We start from the raw sequence: 15,904 nt of genomic DNA on the forward strand, positions 1-15,904 counted from the left end.
ACGGAGTTTACACTATCTCCGCCCGTAACCTCGGAGCAACGGTTACTTCACTATACAGCGGCATTTATAACTACTGACTTTTGAAAATAATATGAGCCATCAAGTTCGGGAACACTGCCTGCCTGGCCAGGGTTTGCAGCTTAAAGCTCCTTGGTAGCGGAGAACCCCGCCCGCCCTTCCGTGGTTAAAGGAAGGTGTAGCCTCGGAGCAACGGTTGTTTTACCAAGAGCGGCATCATCTGTACGGCGGAGGCGTCAGGATTTCAAAAAAGCTGTTCTGCCATACGGTTTTATACTGCTTTTCCCGGATAAACCTTTCCATTGTTTTACGGTTCTCCACGTGATAAACGGTCTGCACCAAAGGTGATTTCGATTTGGGCCAGTCAAAATCTTCCGTATTCCCTTTCGCCCTAACAATAACAGGTAAATAGGGTCTTTCCTTTTCCGCCTTTTCCAATGCTTCCCTGAACTTATCTGGCCCGTACAGCATGGGCCATGCGCTGTACAGATACGGTTTCGTTTTGGTTAAAAAATAAACCAGGGAAATTTGTTCATAAGCCAGTAAATAATCGCCCTCTTTTACGTAATGCGGCAGCTCATCCAGCAGTTCCTGGACTACTTGGGCCCTCTCCCGGGTGGTAAAAACCCCTTTCAGCCTTTCGTGCTGCACCGGGTAAGCCATTTTAAACCTGTCGCTGGCATCCCGGTAAGTATAATAATAGGCAGACTGTAGGGTGAAGAAAACAAAGAGCAGGGTGGCCACCGCTTTGAGCAGGTTTAATTCGCTTTTATTTACCCTTAACCCTAATGGGCCGGTGCTAATTTTTATTTCTTTTATTCTTGCACAAAAAGCAAAGACCAGTGGAATCGCTAAATACATGCCGTATATGGAATTTCTCAGAGCCACGTTGGAACCCAGGGGAGCCAAAATCAAAATCAACAGCGCTACCAGGGCTACCGGCCGCAATTCCTGCTGTCCCGCCCCGGTCAAATTCCCTCGCCACAAAAGCAAAACCAGGCCAAGATTCAAACTCCCCAGCGTAATCATAAGCATGTTCACCCAATCCAGGCAGAAATCATAAAAGTAATAGAGTGTAGCGGCAGCGGCAGCAAGTATAACCGCAAATTGGAGCAACCTGCTGCCAAGTTTGGCCGTTACAGTCAGTACCAACGCCACAGCAGTAAGGCCCAGGATGATCCAGCCCATTACATAGGCCATTGTTTTATGATGGCGCAGGAATATATTTATGAGTTTATCGCTGTTATGGTGTCCCGTAGGGTCCTTCAGCATGGTAAAGGTCCCCTTAAAAGCAGCAATGTAACCGTCAAGATGTCCCAATAAATAAATGGCCAAAAGCGTCAGCAAAACAGCGGCAATGTACCCCGACAGGAAAAAAAGCGCCTGCTTTACCTGAGAGGAAATGGGGTCGCGCCTGATATAGCCATAGAAAAAAATAGCTATAACCAGAAAGAACCCTAGTATGTTGGGCAGCCGGATAAATATATTCAGGCCCAGCACAAAAGCGGCCACAAAAATCTTTAAATTTTCCCTGCTTTTTAATCCGTCTATGAAGAAATAGGCGGCCAAAACATAAAAGAAAGCCGTTAAACTGTTGTAATTAAACAGGTAACCGGACCTGTTAATGAAGATAAGGGCCAAGAAAAGCCCCCAATACAGGTATCGCCGCTCAATATAGGGCTGTAATATCTTGAAGGAACAATAAAGGGTGGCATAAACAAGCAGCACGGCAGCAATCCGGTAACCCAAAAGTCCTAGGGTATCACCGAAAAAATAGCCCCAGATGCCTCCCAGTATGTCTGTTAACCATATCCTGAAACTGGCCTCCACACTTGACGGATCGCTGAATATCAACTGATAATTGGTGATAACATAACCTGTATCGGTAAAGTCAAGCCCCTGCCAGATAAACAGAAGAGGATAAAAAACCAAGAGAGAAATTATGAAGAAATTATTGACAGCAGACCGGTCGGGGTTTAGAGGAAGCTTTCTAAACATCAAAAAAACTCCTTACCACCTGAATTACATAATCCACTTGACTGCTCTCCATTTTGTAATATAAAGGCAGCCGTACCAATCGTTCACTTTCTCTGGTAGTGTAAATATCGGCACCGCTGAAAAGACCAAATTTTACCCCAGCCACAGAGCTGTGTAAGGGAACATAATGAAAAGCTCCTTGTACACCATGCTTTCTCAGGTACTGCAGGAATTCTGTGCGTTCCTGCAGGTCACGGACCTTGATATAAAAGATACTGGCGTTATGTCTGCAATCGTCCGGAATATGGGGCAGTTCAATGGCACCTCTGTCCCTTAAAGGCTTTAAGCCGATATAATAACGTTCCCAGCTTTTCAGGCGGTCTCTGTTAATGGCCTCAGCTTCTTCCAACTGCGCATATAGGAAAGCAGCATTTAACTCACTGGGCAGGTAGGAGGACCCTACATCTATCCAGGAATACTTGTCCACTTCTCCGCGCAAAAAACTGGACCGGTTTGTCCCTTTTTCCCTGATATATTCAGCCCGGTCAACAAAGCGCCGGTCATTGATTAGAAGGGCTCCCCCCTCGCCGCAGGTATAATTTTTGGTATCATGGAAACTATAGCACCCTAAATGGCCTATCGTGCCAAGAGCCTTTCCCTTATAAGTACTCATTACCGCCTGGGCCGCATCCTCGATGACAAGCAAATTGTGTTTCCCGGCAATTTTCATGATAGTATCCATATCACAGGCTACACCTGCATAATGCACGGGTACAATCGCCTTTGTCCGCTCCGTTACAGCCCTTTCAATCAGTTTTTCATCCATGTTCATCGTATCCGGACGTATATCTGTAAAAACAATCTTCGCCCCCCTTAGCACAAAAGCATTGGCCGTGGAAACAAAGGTATAAGAGGGCATGATCACCTCGTCCCCTGGCTGGATGCCGGCCAGTATAGCACTCATTTCCAGCGCATGGGTACACGATGTAGTCAGTAAAGCCTTCAGACAACCACAATTCTCTGTCAACCAGGCATGGCACTTGCGGGAAAATTCCCCGTCACCCGACAGTTTATTATTGGCTATGGCCTTTGCAATATAATAAGTTTCTTTGCCTGTAACAGCCGGTATGTTAAACGGTACTTTCATAACAAGCTCCTTCCGGTTTTTTGAAAAACAGTAAGGCTAAAATTTCGAACCAGTCGCCATTTTTGCCCGTACCAAATCCAACAAGTACTGGCCATACTCGCTGTTTTTCAGCGGTTCAGCCAACTGAAGCAGTTGATGGTTTTGTTCACGAATGCACATTCAATACCGGCAAATCCTTGTCCCCTGCATTACCGGCAGCCCCTTCTATTAATTATAAGCTTAACTTTTGCATTTTGAAAGTCATTGTCGGTCCCTGTAATGGTGATACCATTGTTTCGAAACTTTGGCTTCCGTACATATTTCTCTGCCAGGCAGTCATAAGCGTAATTTATATCCTTATCAAAGTTTCTTTCAGTAAAAAAAAACAGCTTTTCCATATGTTAAAATAAAAGTGAAAAATATAACAAGCCAATGCGCATGGCTGGAACGAGAGTAACTTGTTAAAAAAAACTGGAGGTGGTCGTATGTCTGACAAAAACAAGTTTCTGGAAAACCTATCCCGAAGAAGTTTCCTCGTCAACGCCGGGAAATTTGCTGCCGGCGCCATGGTGGGCTTCAGCGGCCTGAGTCTGGCCGGCTGCGCGGCTTCTCCGAAAGAGTCCGCATCCGAACAGGCGTCTCAAAACGGTCCAGACGTAAAAATTCCCAAGCTGCCCTGGCCGTATAAAAAACTTGATCCTGAAGTGGTCAGAAGGAAAGCCCACGACAATTACTACCGTGATGATGCTCACTGCATGGAAACAACCTTCAGTACTATTGTGGAAGAATTGGCCAAAGAAGTCGGGTTTCCATACACTGTTATCCCGGTCGAGATGGCTCATTACGGAGCAGGCGGCGTAATGAACTGGTCTACTTTGTGTGGAGCCTTAAACGGCTCATGCATGGCCATGAACCTGGTACTCGGCAAAAAAGGCGATGCCCTGGAAAAAGCCGTCAATGAATTGATGGGCTGGTATACCAAAGCAAAGTTTCCCTCCGATCAAAGCAATAAATTTGACGGACCGAAAGTTAAAGGGCCTCTGCCCCAAAGTATCGGCACCTCGCCATTATGTCATGTTTCAGTATCTATGTGGTGCAATGCTTCCGGTATGAAATCATTCAGCCCCGAACGGGCCGAGCGGTGTGCGCGGCTTAGCGGTGATACCGCTGCCAAGGCCGTGGAAATATTAAACCAATACCTCGAAAAAGGGGAAATCACACCCGTTTATGCAGATCCCGCTTCCATCCAGGAATGCGGCGCCTGCCACGGCAAAGGCGGCTTGATCGAAGACTCCCGCGGCAAGATGGATTGTGTCCAATGCCACGAACCACATGAAAAGAAACCGGCAAAATAAGTTCCACGGCATTTAACAACAAAGCTACCCAGTCATCCCCTTATTTCAAAAGTCCCTAAAACCAGGAAAGGAGGCTTCCCGGTGAAGAGCCTCCTTTCTTGGTTATACGTCTTTGGCAGGTTGTGTATTAACTCCGGCCGATTCTTTTTTACCGCCGGGCACAAATAACTTGTGGATAAGGAACGCGCCTCCTGCAAATACTGCCACCCAGATTATCAACCCGACTCCGTAGCTGACTCCCAGGGCGCTGTACAATGTCATCTTGCCAAGGTTATACGGAGCAATAAAGAGCTTATCCATTACAGGGTAGACATGGGCATACAGCGCGGCGCCCAGTAAACCTCCCAATATTCCATAGAGGGCATCTTTTTTCCCTTCCCCAAGGGAAACCATTACTGTACCGGGGCAGCCGCCCAGCAAAGCAAAGCCCACGCCGAATATCAGGCTGCCGACAATCAGTCTCATCCACTGCATCGGCGCTATATAGATTACACTGTCGGTCAGGAAAACACCGATAGACCCGACAGCAACTGCTACCATCATAAACTTGAGCACACCAAAATCTTTCAGCAAAAGCATTTTAAGAATCTTATCATAGCGGGACGCACCTATTTTAAAGATAACAAAACCAAAAGCTATACCTGTAATAAGTCCTAACAACAAAACACTGAAGGGTGTGCCGGTTCTCACAAATTCCGTCATTATACATCCCTCCCTCTATAGAGAAGCTTGGCTGTAATTACACCTGAAACAAACATTCCGGCAGCAAAAACCAGAGAAGCCAGGGCTAACTGGCTGCCACCGCTCATAAAGAGCCCGCTGGTGCAGCCGCCTGCCAGCCGGGAACCAAACAGTAAAAATACACCGCCAAGAAATGCGTGCCAGTATCTTCTCCCGGGGCTACGACTGATATGTTGCGCAAACATTTCGGGAACATCCTCTGCTTTCTTGCCTACAACAAAGAAACGTGCGATGAGACCGGCAACTATTAATCCCAAGACAAAGAAAGTCTGCCACTCTGCGACCGGAGCTGCTTCCCTATAGTAATGAACAGTATTCGCAACATATTCCGGGGAAATGAACTCCAGGATATGACCGGCTACACGTTCATAAGTCGTAGCCGTTCCGACCGGGTGGCCTGTGGCAAAAGCAAAAGTAATAACCAATCCCAGGGCGATTCCGGCTACAACCCAGTGCCATTCACGATGACTCTGATTTTGACTCATATTACCCCCTCCTTTTCAATTTGGTATATATTGTTATATACATTATACCGGTACGGGGTATTATTGTCAAGGGGTTTATTTCAGGAAGGGCTGTTCACAATCATTTTTACAGCCACATGGACCGGTCTGTTCTGCAATGGCATTATGGGTTGAGCGGAACGCATGCAAAATCAGGTTAATGGGTGTAGTCAATAATTTTAATCCGATCACCCAGTTTCTTCGCAATCGCTTCTTTTATTGTTTTAGCATGTGGACAGGCAAACCCAATCGGGTTGCCCCGGGTAATGCATGATGCCAGAACAACGGTATCTGCTCCGCGTTTAACCATTTCAACGGCCCTCGTCACAGCTTTTTTACCCGGACATCCGCCACAGGTATTGACTCCGATCAATTCAATATTTTCCTGCACATTTTCAAAAGCACATTTTTTATCTTTCATCACCAGAAAATCTGTAGTAGCCGGGCACATGTCCTCAGTTTGCCTGCATCTGATCAAGCCAACTTTCATATCAACACCTCTTTAAAAAAAACAGATTAAACTTTTTCTCTCTCCCGACAGTGGTTACCCCTGCATGCCCGGGATATACCAATAACCTTCAATTTCAGGCTGCCTGTTTCTATTTCATCGCCTTCATTTATCAAACAATCTGCCGGTCGCTGTCTGACAGGGGCGCTGATATATGTAGAAATATTTAGGTCCGGGTCTTCCAGCATGACCGCATCCTGTGAATGAATAAGCCGCTGGCGCACGCTCCTTCCTGTAGCTCCTGGCCGGCTCCGATATGGTCTATATGCCCGTGGGTGTTGATGATATATTTTGCCTGCAGCCTCTGTTCGTCCAGATAAGCCAGTATTTTCCCCGCGTCACCTCCGGGATCTATTACCAATGCCTTTCCGGTCTCTTCACAGATCACAACATAACAGTTTGCTCCCAACGGCCCCACTGAAAATCTCTTAACCAGCATGCAAACTATCCCCTTTTCCGGCCGGCAACACTAACAATTCTGTCCTTCTGTCCTGCAGAACGGATAATTTATGTCTCATACCGTACCGGGATTAATTCCCTGGCAATAATATAAATAAGCTTCTCTGCCATTTCATTTTCCAAACCAAGGCCAATGTTTTGTTTGATACTTTTTATCGAAAAAAATCGGTCAAACACTTCCTGGGCCCATTCTTCAGTCCTTGGCGCATTCGCAAAAACGGTACAGTGAAAATCGCTGTCGGTTTCTACTTCAAACTGATAAACATTTTCCCATCCGGATACTAAGTCTGCATATTTTGCTTCATTCCACTCCCAATCCCATACGGCAAAAGCAAACTTACCGTAAGGCCTGAGCAGCGCCTCCAGTTTGTCCCGCAAAGCCCGGCAGAATTTTTTTTTAGTTGCAGGAAGCCCGCCGGCCAGATTCATCAACTCCCGGTCGAAGTTTTGCTCAAGGTGTTTGCGGAATCGTTCCACAGCCAAATTTTCAAGCCTGTTTATTTCATTTACCAATTGGTTCAAACGTTCTTTTTCTTCCGCGGTGAGAAAACTGAGCATCCGAAGTTCCTCTCGTGTTAACCTCTGTTTGTTTAAGAACAATGCTATAACCCCCGTCAGCCCCGGCATAAATCAGCCACTCTTCCCATACCGGCAGCCGTTTGTTTTTAAAAAATTTCCTCACTATAAGTCAGATTTTATTCCCATGGCTTTGGAAACAAGCTCGGCAAAATGATAGAGCTTTATCGGCGAACCATTTTTCTCCGCTCCTCCTGCCAGACCGGAATAACAGGTCGGGCACGGAGTTGTCAGATAACCTGCTCCCGTTGCCTCCGCTTCCCTGATCCGGTAAACGGAAGCTGCTTCCTGAAGGTCATGGTTCGCCATTTTAAGTCCGCCACCAACCCCACAGCATCTGGAATATTGCCGGTTCCTCTCCATTTCGACCAGCTCCAGTTGCGGGATGGCCCGCAGTACTCTGCGGGGCGCTTCGTATATTCCGTTATGTCTGCCCAGCAAACACGGGTCGTGATATGTTATCTTGCCGGGTATAGGGACATTAAGGCTGATTTTCCCTTCAGCAAGCAAAATATCTATATATTCGGCCAGATGGTAGACCTTAAAATTCTGCCTGCCGATTTTGCTGTAGTCCTGTTTTATAGTTTTGTAACAACCGGCACAGGCCGTCACCAGTGTATTTATGCCAAGAGTGTTGAGTTTTTCGAGATTGGCCCGGGCCAGACTTTGAAACTCGGGATCCCCGATCCTCCTGAGTTTTCCATAGCAGCAGAATTCATCGGGCCCCAGAATACCGAACGGAATCCCCGCATAACTGAGGATATTGGCTGCATGCTGGGAAACCAGGTTGATCTTCTCATCAAAACTGGCTGTGCAGCCCAGGAACAGTAAGACCGGCGCCAGGTTAACCTGGATAAACTCAGGTCTTGCCAGCAGAGTTCCTTTCGCCAGTCCTTTCTCAATCCAGTCCGTCCTGGCCGATTGTTCCTTCTTATATGGATTGCCATACTGTTTTAAGGTCTCACAATATGTTCTGGAATCCGGTGCGGGACCTAACCGTGACACAAACATTGCTTCCCGGATGTTTTCCCATAACTCAACGGTATCAATCCTTACCGGGCAGACAAAGTGACACTGGTTGCAACAGGAACAGTCATACAAACGCCTGCTGAAATTATCAAAAATATCAGGATTTATTTCCGGCTTAAATAATTTCAGTCCCAAGAAGCCGGAATACTGACTCCGCAAAATATCCTTCAGATATTTCATTTTGGCCCTTGGGGTAACATCTTCCTTATTCTCCAGAGTATACACCGGACACCATTTCTGACACTCCCCGCATCTTGTGCAGGCATCCAGACTCATCAACTGTCTTGGGCTCAGTTGGTCAAGAGGCAGCTTTGGTGTTTGCACTGTCACCATAGTATAAATCACTCCTCATTCTTTCCTCGGAAGCATTTAAAACAATTTCCAGCGGGCTGCTTATTATATGAAGCAGTTTGCTGTGCGGAAGGTAAGCAAACAACAGAGCATTCAGCGTTGAATGACAGACCCACAAGCCCGTTGCCACAGCCTTAATGCCCGGCATCCCGCGCAACAATCCGGCCAACTGATACCCGAAAAAAGAATACTGCAGTGCAGGTGTTGGCTCCGCCAGAGCAATTCTGGCCGCCTCCAGCAGAAATCCTGTAAGGACCAGTACAAAGAGGATTACCAGTGTTACTGAATCATAAAAATCTGTATCCAACTGGCTGTCCCTGAGTATATAACGCCTGATAAAAGCCACAACCAGACCGGTTAAGATGAACAGGCCAAATAAATCCCCTGCTGCTTTATAATAATTATGCCCCTGCCCGTAAAGCATGTAAAGACTTAAACCGGAACCCCGGGGAATTACCGTTTCCAGAGCAACTGCAATTGCTGATAACAACAGCAAACCCATAAATCCGTAAAATATGGCCATATGGGCAAACCAGCGGATGAAACTTTTTTCCGCCAACTGTTTCTGAAAAAGGACTTCCCGCAAGAATGCCCTCAACATGATCAGATAATCAGGCTTTTTATACAGTGATTTTCTTTGGGCTTTAAAGTAAAAGGATATTTTATACGCCATTCCTGATGCAAACAGCAGCAGGCCCAGAGACTGTACGATCCAAAAATATATCCAGGGTTTATAGTAAAGTTCATTCATCTCCATGCACCAACCTTCCCCTGATGGTTTTTTCCAGTCTAGCACGGTCAATTTCACGCCCGATAAACACCAGCCTGTTTTCCCTGTTTTCTCCCATGCTGTCTATTTCCCGGAAATTGGTCAGCCCATGCACCCAGTCAAATACCTGTAGACCTTTTTCGGTTCTCACAATTCCTTTGGCCCTGAATATTTCCCCATATTCTTTGCTGTCCAGACCAGCCAACAGAAATGCCAGCCCGGAACGATGCATGGCACCCGGAAAGATAAAAGACTCCGCCTGAAAATCCGGCGAAAAGTGTATATGCGTAACTTCACCTTTTGCTGTAATGCCGGGAAGCTCCGTCTGGCAGTAAACTGTCGGGATAATCAGCGCTGCCGGATTGACAGACAAAATCATTTCCTTGCAGCGGTTTATATCCTCTTTATCCACCAGGTCTGCCTTGTTAAGCAGGATAATATCCGAATTCAAAATCTGATCCTTAAAAAATTCTCCTATATCGTCCATATCACCAGGAAGTACTACATCAACAAAGAACACAGAATCAATGATCCCCACTACCGGCGCCAGTTCAATTTCAGCCCGGAAATCAGCATTCTTTAGGGCCAGAATAACAGAAGAGGGAGAAGCTATTCCCGAGGGCTCAATGAGCAGTTGCCCGGGAGCATATTTTTCCATTATCTCTCTAACCGCATCCACCATGCTTTTTCTGAGGGTACAACAGATACAGCCACTCGGCAGTTCCACCACACTGAAGTTGCCTCCTTCAGAAATAACATCTCCATCGATACCGAGTTCCCCCAATTCGTTTACCAGGACAACCGTGTCAAAGGCCTGCTGCCGGAGCATTTTTTTCAGGAAAGTAGTTTTCCCTGCTCCCAAGAATCCGCATATCAGTTGTATTTTCATCTGCCCACCTGCACTTTCTACATTACTCAGAATCCGCACACTCCTGATTAAAAAACCTGATTTTCATGTGTACTTCCTGTTCCACGGCCGCACCGGCCAATACCTGGACAGATTTTAAAATTGCGCTGGGCACAGGACAATCCACATGCTTCAAGTGTTCAGAACATACCTTATATATGTATGAATCAAGCATTTTGCCAAAGACGCCTTTTTTCCAGTTCAGACTCTCAAATTTGCCGTTTAATTCCATGACAGGTTTACATGCGCTGTGAAATTTCAGGTTGAGCAGTTTTTGCTCATCAAGTTCTGCCATTATAAGTACTTTAAAACCGCATGCTCCCGCTTCTACCACTGTTTTGACGGCTTTCACCCTTCCCACCTCCCAAAGGGCAGGCAAGCACACAAAGCCCGCAAATATATTTCTGAAAAACCCTGGCCGTATAACTCAGATATTCCGAACAGGCCTTCACGTTAATAAATACTTCCGCTTTTTCTCCCCGTTTCCAGATGGCATTTCTTATAGCAGATGCCGGACAGGCATTCACACACCGGGAACAGTTTCCGCACTTACTTTCCACATAGGGCGACCGGCAGACTTGCAGGGGCGCATCCGTTAACACAGTGGCCCAACTCAACCGCGCCCCGAACATCGGATTAACCAGCAACCCGCTCTTGCCAATCCAACCCAGACCGGCACATGTGGCAGCAGTTTTATGGGGAAACAAAGGATAAAGCCTGGATACGAATGTCCCGTCGATTTTGGCCGAATCGGGAGGTATGGCCAAGGTCCGCCATCCCTGCGATTTGAGCAAGGCCGTAATATTTTTCTGGACCGATTCCAATGTTCTGTCAACTTCCTCATATTGATTAGAATAGGCGGTCATTGACCCGCATCTGTATATTCCACGCCCGACAGGATGTTTTACTGCCAGAGAAATAGCATTGGGCATATGTTGAAATTCGGATGCCAACCCAATACTCACATCCCCGAACCCAACAAGAGACGCTCCCCACTCAAGAATTTTTCTTTTTAATTTTTCTGAATCTATGGTTCTCATATGTCGCTCCCTTCGTTGCAGCGGAAAATTAAGCATAGTCCGGCACCCTCTTTCCAAAATTTTTGAATATTCTCCGTCAAAAACTACGGTATATCGGGTAAGGAGGGGCATACGCCCCTCCCGGACCCCGACTGGAAAATTTTAATAAACACCGTGGTCCCATTTCGGCTTCGGCAGGTATTCCCAGGGCTCGCCTTTATGAGTCTTTTCAACTATCTCAACACATTTTGCCGCATACTCAAATGCATAGGGTATTCCAGGTCCACCGGGAACAAAACCGGCTGCAATCATGCCGATAGCCGCTGCCTCAAAAGTTTCCTCTACAGTAGCGCCGGCCTTAGCTGCCGGATATGCATGAACAATACATCGGGGGGAACAATAAGCTACAGCACATGCCATGAAAATCAATTCTTTTACCTTGCGGCTAAGCGCTCCGTCTTTCCACAAACTGTTGTAAAAATCAGCAAAAGTCTTGCCTGCTTCAGGATTAATTTGATTTGCCACCTTAAACATCCTGGGTACAAAAAGCATTTGTTCTTCCATGTATTTGTTAGCTTCTTCCGGAGTCAATTTCTTTTCTTCACTCATAATTTTAAATTCGCTCCTTTCAAAAATTAGATTTTTTAGTTTTTTAATCCACCACTCAACGCCGTCCTTGGTAATTCCACTTCACCTCCTCCTTCTATTGAGCCTCCGCCTCATTCAGAAAGGCCTTCAGACATTGCTCCTTCAATCATGGCCAGGATCCTTCGTCTGAGACGGCAGAACTCAGCACCTGTTCGGTCCCGCGGCCGGGGCAGGTCAAGTTCAAGGATTTGTTTTATCCTCCCCGGTTTGGAGCCCATAACGACTATCCGTTCAGCCAGGAATACCGCTTCATCTATGTTATGGGTGACAAATATAACTGTTTTTTTCTCTCTGTGCCATAAATCAACCAGATCAGCCTGGAGCCTGTTCCGGTTTAAAGCGTCAAGGGAGGCAAAGGGCTCATCCATCAGGAGCAGTCTGGGATTATAAGCCAACACCCGGGCAATGGCTACCCGTTGCTTCATCCCGCCGGATAGTTGTTTCGGGTAATAATGCCTGTATTCAGCAAGACCGACTTTCTGCAAAGTATAATCAACGGTCCGGTCCCACAAGTTTTTGTCAATATTCCTGGCCCTGAGGGCAAATTTAATATTTTGTTCCACCGTATACCACGGAAAAAGGGTATCTTCCTGAAAAACAAATCCAATCTCACCTTTTTCCAGTGACAGAGGCGCTTTGTCCAGTAAAACCCTACCCTCTACAGGCTTATATAGCCCGGAAATAATTCTCAGCAGTGTGCTCTTTCCACATCCGCTGGGCCCGACTATGCAACAAAAACAACCCTCCTCCACTTCCAAATCCAGCTTTTCAAAGATCTTTATTTCTTTAAACCGGTGGGTAACACCGCTTAAAACTAACGCCATTGTATCAACCTCTCTTCCAGGAAGAGAACCATTCTGTTTATAGCCGTACCCACCAGCCCGATAGCTATTATGCCGCTGATAATTTCAGCTTCCCGGCCCCCGATGGAATATGAAGACCAGATATAATATCCGATACCCAGTTTACCCCCAACAAATTCTGCTGCTACAATGCACATCCAGCCAACACCAAAGCCGACACGGATCCCGTTAAATATCGACGGCAAAGCCCCGGGTAACATTATCCTTGTTAGGATCTGCCACCGGGATGCTCCCATTGTCATGGCCGCTTCCACGTAGATACCGCTGACCATATTAATCCCGTGAATTGTATCAAGCAAAACAGGGAAAAAAGCGCCGATAAAAACCACAAAAACCTGCACACACTCAGTAGGACTGCCTGCTCTGGCAAAAATAACATATGCCAGCGGTATCCAGGCCAGCGGCGGAATAGGCCTTAACATTTCCAAAACCGAGTCAACATATTGCCTGACCCAGGTTACCGTTCCCATTAAAATGCCCAGGGGAATCGCTACCGCGAAACTTAACAGACACGCCTTGATAACTATCTGCAAACTTGACCAGACTATCTCCACCAGTGTCTTGTTAAAAAGCGGGTCTCCATATACAAGTAAATATATAAATGTCTTTATTGTTTCCCATGGCGACGGCAGTTCCAGCAACCGAAGACTGACCAGTACTTGCCAGAGTCCCAGCACAGTAATAATTGACAGGACTCTTAGGAAAACCCAATTAATCTTTTTACGGAAACAGATACCTTTCAGTTGAACATTTGCAGTTTCTGCCGGCGGGCAAATAAACCAGTCCATGAAATATCATCCTTTTATTTGATTATTGGCCGCAATCCATTATTCTTCAGCGCTTTGTCCAATAAAGTAAATTGCACGGTGCCCAATCCGGGAACAGCAATGGTTTTGCCCTTCAGGTCCGCCACCGAATTGATGGCCGTATCGTTTCTGACAATCAGGCCGGACCCTTCATTATTAGCCCCGGCAACCACCTCGACGGGAATATTGTCATTGATCCTTTTCAGCGTGGCCGGAGCTCCCCCCAGGTATGCCATATCTATGTCTTTTGCCTTAAAAGCTTCCATAACAGCGACACCGTTAGGAAAAACCCTGGTTTCCAGGTTTCGTCCCGGCAGCAGACCGACTTTGGCATAGTAACCCTCTTTTTCGGCAACATACATGGCTAACTGATGCAGGTCATAATTCAAATAACCGACCCTCAGCCTGGTATTGTCCGCAACCGGCTCCGGTACCCAATCAGAATTCCTGTCCAGTCTGTCAGCCACATCCTTATAAACGGATTCCTGCAAAAACGCGGCAAAAAAACTGTCTCTGTCCTGATACCCAAGGTCACTCACCGACCTTTTGATAAGGCCGCCCTGTTCCAAACTGTTATAATAATCCTGAAATTCTTCCTTGGCGGGATATTCAACATAAGTAATATTGGCCAACGCCTTTTCTGCCACATCGGGACTCTTCCCGGTGAATTCACTGGCATATTTAATAACCTTATCCCTGTTAGCGGGATCATTAATAAACCTGGTAGCTTTTATATGTGCCCAAACAAAGGCTTCGACCGCTTGCTTATCTTGAAAATTACCACTTACAGCAACCACACAACACGGATGATTTTGCCAGACATCCGGTGACTTAAATAAGTATTTGCCCTGACCGGCTTTAGCGGCCACCGTACAAAACGGTTCCCAGGCCACAAAGCCGTCAATCTCCCCCGCTTTTAGCTGTTCCAACATGTTAGTGGGAGCTGTCTGCACCAGATATACAACATTGTCCTTTTTGTCAGCAGCCTGCTGAGAACCGTTATCTTTCTTTTTCGGACCTGAACACCCACTCAGAAGCATAATAACAAGCAAAAACGCAATTACAGAAAAAACCCTTACTTTCATTATGGCACTACCTCCCACCTGTGTTATTATTTGGTGGTGGAATCGGGACCGGTCCGCCCCGTCACCGGACCGGCCCTTTTCCACTTTATGTTAACGCCAAGATTGTTTATCTCTTTTTGCGGGCCCACTTTTCAGCGCCGTATTTTTTGGTAGTTTCCACCATTGCCTTCATATTTTCCATGGGAGCTGTGGGCCAGATATCGCAACTGGGCCAGATAGCATCAGCACTGCCTTCGAGAGCCTTGATAACTGCTGCTTCCACATCTGCCGGGCTGCCAGTAACAAGAACATTATAAGCGTCCACATTGCCGAATAGGAGGGTGTCCCAGCCAATATCATCCCGGCTCATTAACAGATCGTTGCTCTGCTCGACAGAAATAGCCGGAGCACCTGTCCCCTTCATGATGGACATAATCGGGTTCGTCTTACCGCACATATGCAGCACAGCCGGGCACTTAATTTCGGCCAGCGCTTCAAAGACTCTCTTCAGGTGAGGAGCGATTACATTTTTAAATACTTTTGGACTCAGTACATCAGTCGGAGCGCCCATTTCCCTGACGGTAATATAATCCGCTCCAGCCGCATGGTACGCTTTAGCTATTTCAATGATTACAGTAGCCAACCGGTCCAAAGTGGCATTAACCAGGTCAGGCTTTTTAAAAGACAGCTTCAACAGGTCGTTAAGGTCCATCAGTTGCCCTGCCAGGGTAAAAGGCCCGAGCACATAAGTGCCTACAGCCACTTCGTTTCCTATATCTGCCTGGAGCAGTTTAATCGCCTCACATACTACCGGTACCCGGCCACGGGAAGAAATATTGTCAGGGATGGGGAAGGTTGTCATTTCATCTTGCGAATGGCAAACCTTCTCTTTGATAGTCGGATAAAGAAGATTGGAAACATCCTCATATGGATTCATCACACAGCCGATAGCCTCAGCCTCCACGCAGAGGTCATAAGGAACTACAGCACACTCGTAGCCAAAAAGCCGGTAGGAAGTAGCGGCTGTTTCAGCCAGCTTTTTGGCGTCACCATGAACAGTGGCAAATTTGTACCCCAGTTGGTCAAGTCCCGCAGTAGTAACATTGCCCATTCCGCTGAAGCAAGCCGGCCTGTCAGCTTCTTCGCCCTTTAAAATTTTTAAAACTCTCTCTTTAGAATTCATAG

General features: G+C 46.7%; 19 protein-coding genes. 1 reads left to right on the top strand and 18 read right to left on the bottom strand.

The features are described 5' to 3' along the window. Positions 1–234: 234 nt before the first annotated feature. Together Tfer_RS10605 and rffA are read right to left on the bottom strand one after the other, a co-directional pair. A complete protein-coding gene (locus Tfer_RS10605) occupies positions 235–2,016 on the bottom strand; it encodes a hypothetical protein (protein WP_052218384.1) in 1,782 nt (593 codons plus the stop codon). Then, complete coding sequence (gene rffA, locus Tfer_RS10610; RefSeq protein WP_052218385.1) at positions 2,009–3,142, bottom strand: dTDP-4-amino-4,6-dideoxygalactose transaminase; 1,134 nt, start codon at positions 3,140–3,142, stop codon at positions 2,009–2,011. Before rffA ends, Tfer_RS10605 begins: the two co-directional genes overlap by 8 nt. Before the next feature lie 464 nt (positions 3,143–3,606). Here rffA and Tfer_RS10615 point away from each other — a divergent pair, with 464 nt between their 5' ends. Continuing rightward, the gene (locus tag Tfer_RS10615) at positions 3,607–4,476 is read left to right on the top strand and encodes a C-GCAxxG-C-C family protein (protein ID WP_052218386.1); all 870 of its coding nucleotides are present in this window, start codon (positions 3,607–3,609) and stop codon (positions 4,474–4,476) included. Positions 4,477–4,578: 102 nt separating this feature from the next. Here Tfer_RS10615 and Tfer_RS10620 read toward each other — a convergent pair whose 3' ends face one another. The 16 genes from Tfer_RS10620 to Tfer_RS10695 form a co-directional block, all read right to left on the bottom strand. Continuing rightward, entirely contained in the window at positions 4,579–5,178 is a 600-nt protein-coding gene (locus Tfer_RS10620; protein WP_013119396.1) for a YeeE/YedE thiosulfate transporter family protein, read from the bottom strand. After that, entirely contained in the window at positions 5,178–5,702 is a 525-nt protein-coding gene (locus Tfer_RS10625; RefSeq protein WP_013119395.1) for a YeeE/YedE thiosulfate transporter family protein, read from the bottom strand. The genes Tfer_RS10620 and Tfer_RS10625 overlap by 1 nt, the downstream gene beginning before the upstream one ends. A gap of 175 nt (positions 5,703–5,877) precedes the next feature. Next, complete coding sequence (locus tag Tfer_RS10630) at positions 5,878–6,210, bottom strand: CGGC domain-containing protein (RefSeq protein WP_052218387.1); 333 nt, start codon at positions 6,208–6,210, stop codon at positions 5,878–5,880. A gap of 26 nt (positions 6,211–6,236) precedes the next feature. After that, entirely contained in the window at positions 6,237–6,416 is a 180-nt protein-coding gene (locus Tfer_RS10635) for an MBL fold metallo-hydrolase (protein ID WP_052218388.1), read from the bottom strand. Further along, positions 6,395–6,667, bottom strand: coding sequence for an MBL fold metallo-hydrolase (locus Tfer_RS10640; protein WP_052218389.1), 273 nt, complete (start codon positions 6,665–6,667; stop codon positions 6,395–6,397). Before Tfer_RS10640 ends, Tfer_RS10635 begins: the two co-directional genes overlap by 22 nt. A gap of 68 nt (positions 6,668–6,735) precedes the next feature. Beyond that, positions 6,736–7,314: a hypothetical protein gene (locus tag Tfer_RS10645; RefSeq protein ID WP_152909034.1), complete on the bottom strand. Its 579-nt coding sequence runs from the start codon at positions 7,312–7,314 to the stop codon at positions 6,736–6,738. Positions 7,315–7,368: 54 nt separating this feature from the next. Continuing rightward, a complete protein-coding gene (locus tag Tfer_RS10650; protein ID WP_083436905.1) occupies positions 7,369–8,625 on the bottom strand; it encodes a (Fe-S)-binding protein in 1,257 nt (418 codons plus the stop codon). Next, the gene (locus Tfer_RS10655) at positions 8,591–9,400 is read right to left on the bottom strand and encodes a respiratory nitrate reductase subunit gamma (RefSeq protein ID WP_052218392.1); all 810 of its coding nucleotides are present in this window, start codon (positions 9,398–9,400) and stop codon (positions 8,591–8,593) included. The genes Tfer_RS10650 and Tfer_RS10655 overlap by 35 nt, the downstream gene beginning before the upstream one ends. After that, positions 9,387–10,301 (bottom strand): CobW family GTP-binding protein, encoded by a 915-nt coding sequence (locus tag Tfer_RS10660; RefSeq protein ID WP_052218393.1) that lies wholly within the window; start codon positions 10,299–10,301, stop codon positions 9,387–9,389. Before Tfer_RS10660 ends, Tfer_RS10655 begins: the two co-directional genes overlap by 14 nt. A 22-nt stretch (positions 10,302–10,323) precedes the next feature. Next, positions 10,324–10,671 (bottom strand): DUF6951 family protein, encoded by a 348-nt coding sequence (locus tag Tfer_RS10665; protein ID WP_052218394.1) that lies wholly within the window; start codon positions 10,669–10,671, stop codon positions 10,324–10,326. After that, a complete protein-coding gene (locus Tfer_RS10670) occupies positions 10,625–11,470 on the bottom strand; it encodes a 4Fe-4S double cluster binding domain-containing protein (protein ID WP_242843584.1) in 846 nt (281 codons plus the stop codon). The genes Tfer_RS10665 and Tfer_RS10670 overlap by 47 nt, the downstream gene beginning before the upstream one ends. Positions 11,471–11,500: 30 nt before the next feature. Continuing rightward, on the bottom strand, positions 11,501–11,947 hold the full coding sequence (locus tag Tfer_RS10675; protein WP_052218395.1) for a carboxymuconolactone decarboxylase family protein: 447 nt from the start codon (positions 11,945–11,947) through the stop codon (positions 11,501–11,503). Between the two features lie 110 nt (positions 11,948–12,057). Further along, the gene (locus Tfer_RS10680; protein ID WP_052218396.1) at positions 12,058–12,810 is read right to left on the bottom strand and encodes an ABC transporter ATP-binding protein; all 753 of its coding nucleotides are present in this window, start codon (positions 12,808–12,810) and stop codon (positions 12,058–12,060) included. Continuing rightward, positions 12,801–13,637 carry an ABC transporter permease gene (locus tag Tfer_RS10685; protein ID WP_052218397.1) on the bottom strand — a complete coding sequence of 279 codons (837 nt, stop codon included), beginning with the start codon at positions 13,635–13,637 and terminating at the stop codon, positions 12,801–12,803. The genes Tfer_RS10680 and Tfer_RS10685 overlap by 10 nt, the downstream gene beginning before the upstream one ends. 14 nt (positions 13,638–13,651) lie before the next feature. Next, positions 13,652–14,740 carry an ABC transporter substrate-binding protein gene (locus Tfer_RS10690; RefSeq protein WP_052218398.1) on the bottom strand — a complete coding sequence of 363 codons (1,089 nt, stop codon included), beginning with the start codon at positions 14,738–14,740 and terminating at the stop codon, positions 13,652–13,654. Positions 14,741–14,846: 106 nt separating this feature from the next. After that, complete coding sequence (locus Tfer_RS10695) at positions 14,847–15,902, bottom strand: uroporphyrinogen decarboxylase family protein (protein WP_083436906.1); 1,056 nt, start codon at positions 15,900–15,902, stop codon at positions 14,847–14,849. Between the last annotated feature and the right edge of the window lie 2 nt (positions 15,903–15,904).

Origin of the sequence: Thermincola ferriacetica (genome assembly GCF_001263415.1) — a bacterium.
GTDB classification, from domain to species: Bacteria; Bacillota; Thermincolia; order Thermincolales; family Thermincolaceae; genus Thermincola; species Thermincola ferriacetica.

Bases quoted from the DNA above. Each gene is read 5' to 3' on its own strand.
- Tfer_RS10635 (WP_052218388.1), bottom strand. From the start codon at position 6,416: ATGCTGGAAGACCCGGACCTAAATATTTCTACATATATCAGCGCCCCT.
- Tfer_RS10640 (WP_052218389.1), bottom strand. From the start codon at position 6,667: ATGCTGGTTAAGAGATTTTCAGTGGGGCCGTTGGGAGCAAACTGTTAT.
- Tfer_RS10630 (WP_052218387.1), bottom strand. From the start codon at position 6,210: ATGAAAGTTGGCTTGATCAGATGCAGGCAAACTGAGGACATGTGCCCG.
- Tfer_RS10645 (WP_152909034.1), bottom strand. From the start codon at position 7,314: ATGCCGGGGCTGACGGGGGTTATAGCATTGTTCTTAAACAAACAGAGG.
- Tfer_RS10615 (WP_052218386.1), top strand. From the start codon at position 3,607: ATGTCTGACAAAAACAAGTTTCTGGAAAACCTATCCCGAAGAAGTTTC.
- Tfer_RS10670 (WP_242843584.1), bottom strand. From the start codon at position 11,470: ATGCCCCTCCTTACCCGATATACCGTAGTTTTTGACGGAGAATATTCA.
- Tfer_RS10680 (WP_052218396.1), bottom strand. From the start codon at position 12,810: ATGGCGTTAGTTTTAAGCGGTGTTACCCACCGGTTTAAAGAAATAAAG.
- Tfer_RS10695 (WP_083436906.1), bottom strand. From the start codon at position 15,902: ATGAATTCTAAAGAGAGAGTTTTAAAAATTTTAAAGGGCGAAGAAGCT.
- Tfer_RS10690 (WP_052218398.1), bottom strand. From the start codon at position 14,740: ATGAAAGTAAGGGTTTTTTCTGTAATTGCGTTTTTGCTTGTTATTATG.
- Tfer_RS10685 (WP_052218397.1), bottom strand. From the start codon at position 13,637: ATGGACTGGTTTATTTGCCCGCCGGCAGAAACTGCAAATGTTCAACTG.
- rffA (WP_052218385.1), bottom strand. From the start codon at position 3,142: ATGAAAGTACCGTTTAACATACCGGCTGTTACAGGCAAAGAAACTTAT.
- Tfer_RS10605 (WP_052218384.1), bottom strand. From the start codon at position 2,016: ATGTTTAGAAAGCTTCCTCTAAACCCCGACCGGTCTGCTGTCAATAAT.
- Tfer_RS10625 (WP_013119395.1), bottom strand. From the start codon at position 5,702: ATGAGTCAAAATCAGAGTCATCGTGAATGGCACTGGGTTGTAGCCGGA.
- Tfer_RS10660 (WP_052218393.1), bottom strand. From the start codon at position 10,301: ATGAAAATACAACTGATATGCGGATTCTTGGGAGCAGGGAAAACTACT.
- Tfer_RS10655 (WP_052218392.1), bottom strand. From the start codon at position 9,400: ATGGAGATGAATGAACTTTACTATAAACCCTGGATATATTTTTGGATC.
- Tfer_RS10650 (WP_083436905.1), bottom strand. From the start codon at position 8,625: ATGGTGACAGTGCAAACACCAAAGCTGCCTCTTGACCAACTGAGCCCA.
- Tfer_RS10620 (WP_013119396.1), bottom strand. From the start codon at position 5,178: ATGACGGAATTTGTGAGAACCGGCACACCCTTCAGTGTTTTGTTGTTA.
- Tfer_RS10675 (WP_052218395.1), bottom strand. From the start codon at position 11,947: ATGAGTGAAGAAAAGAAATTGACTCCGGAAGAAGCTAACAAATACATG.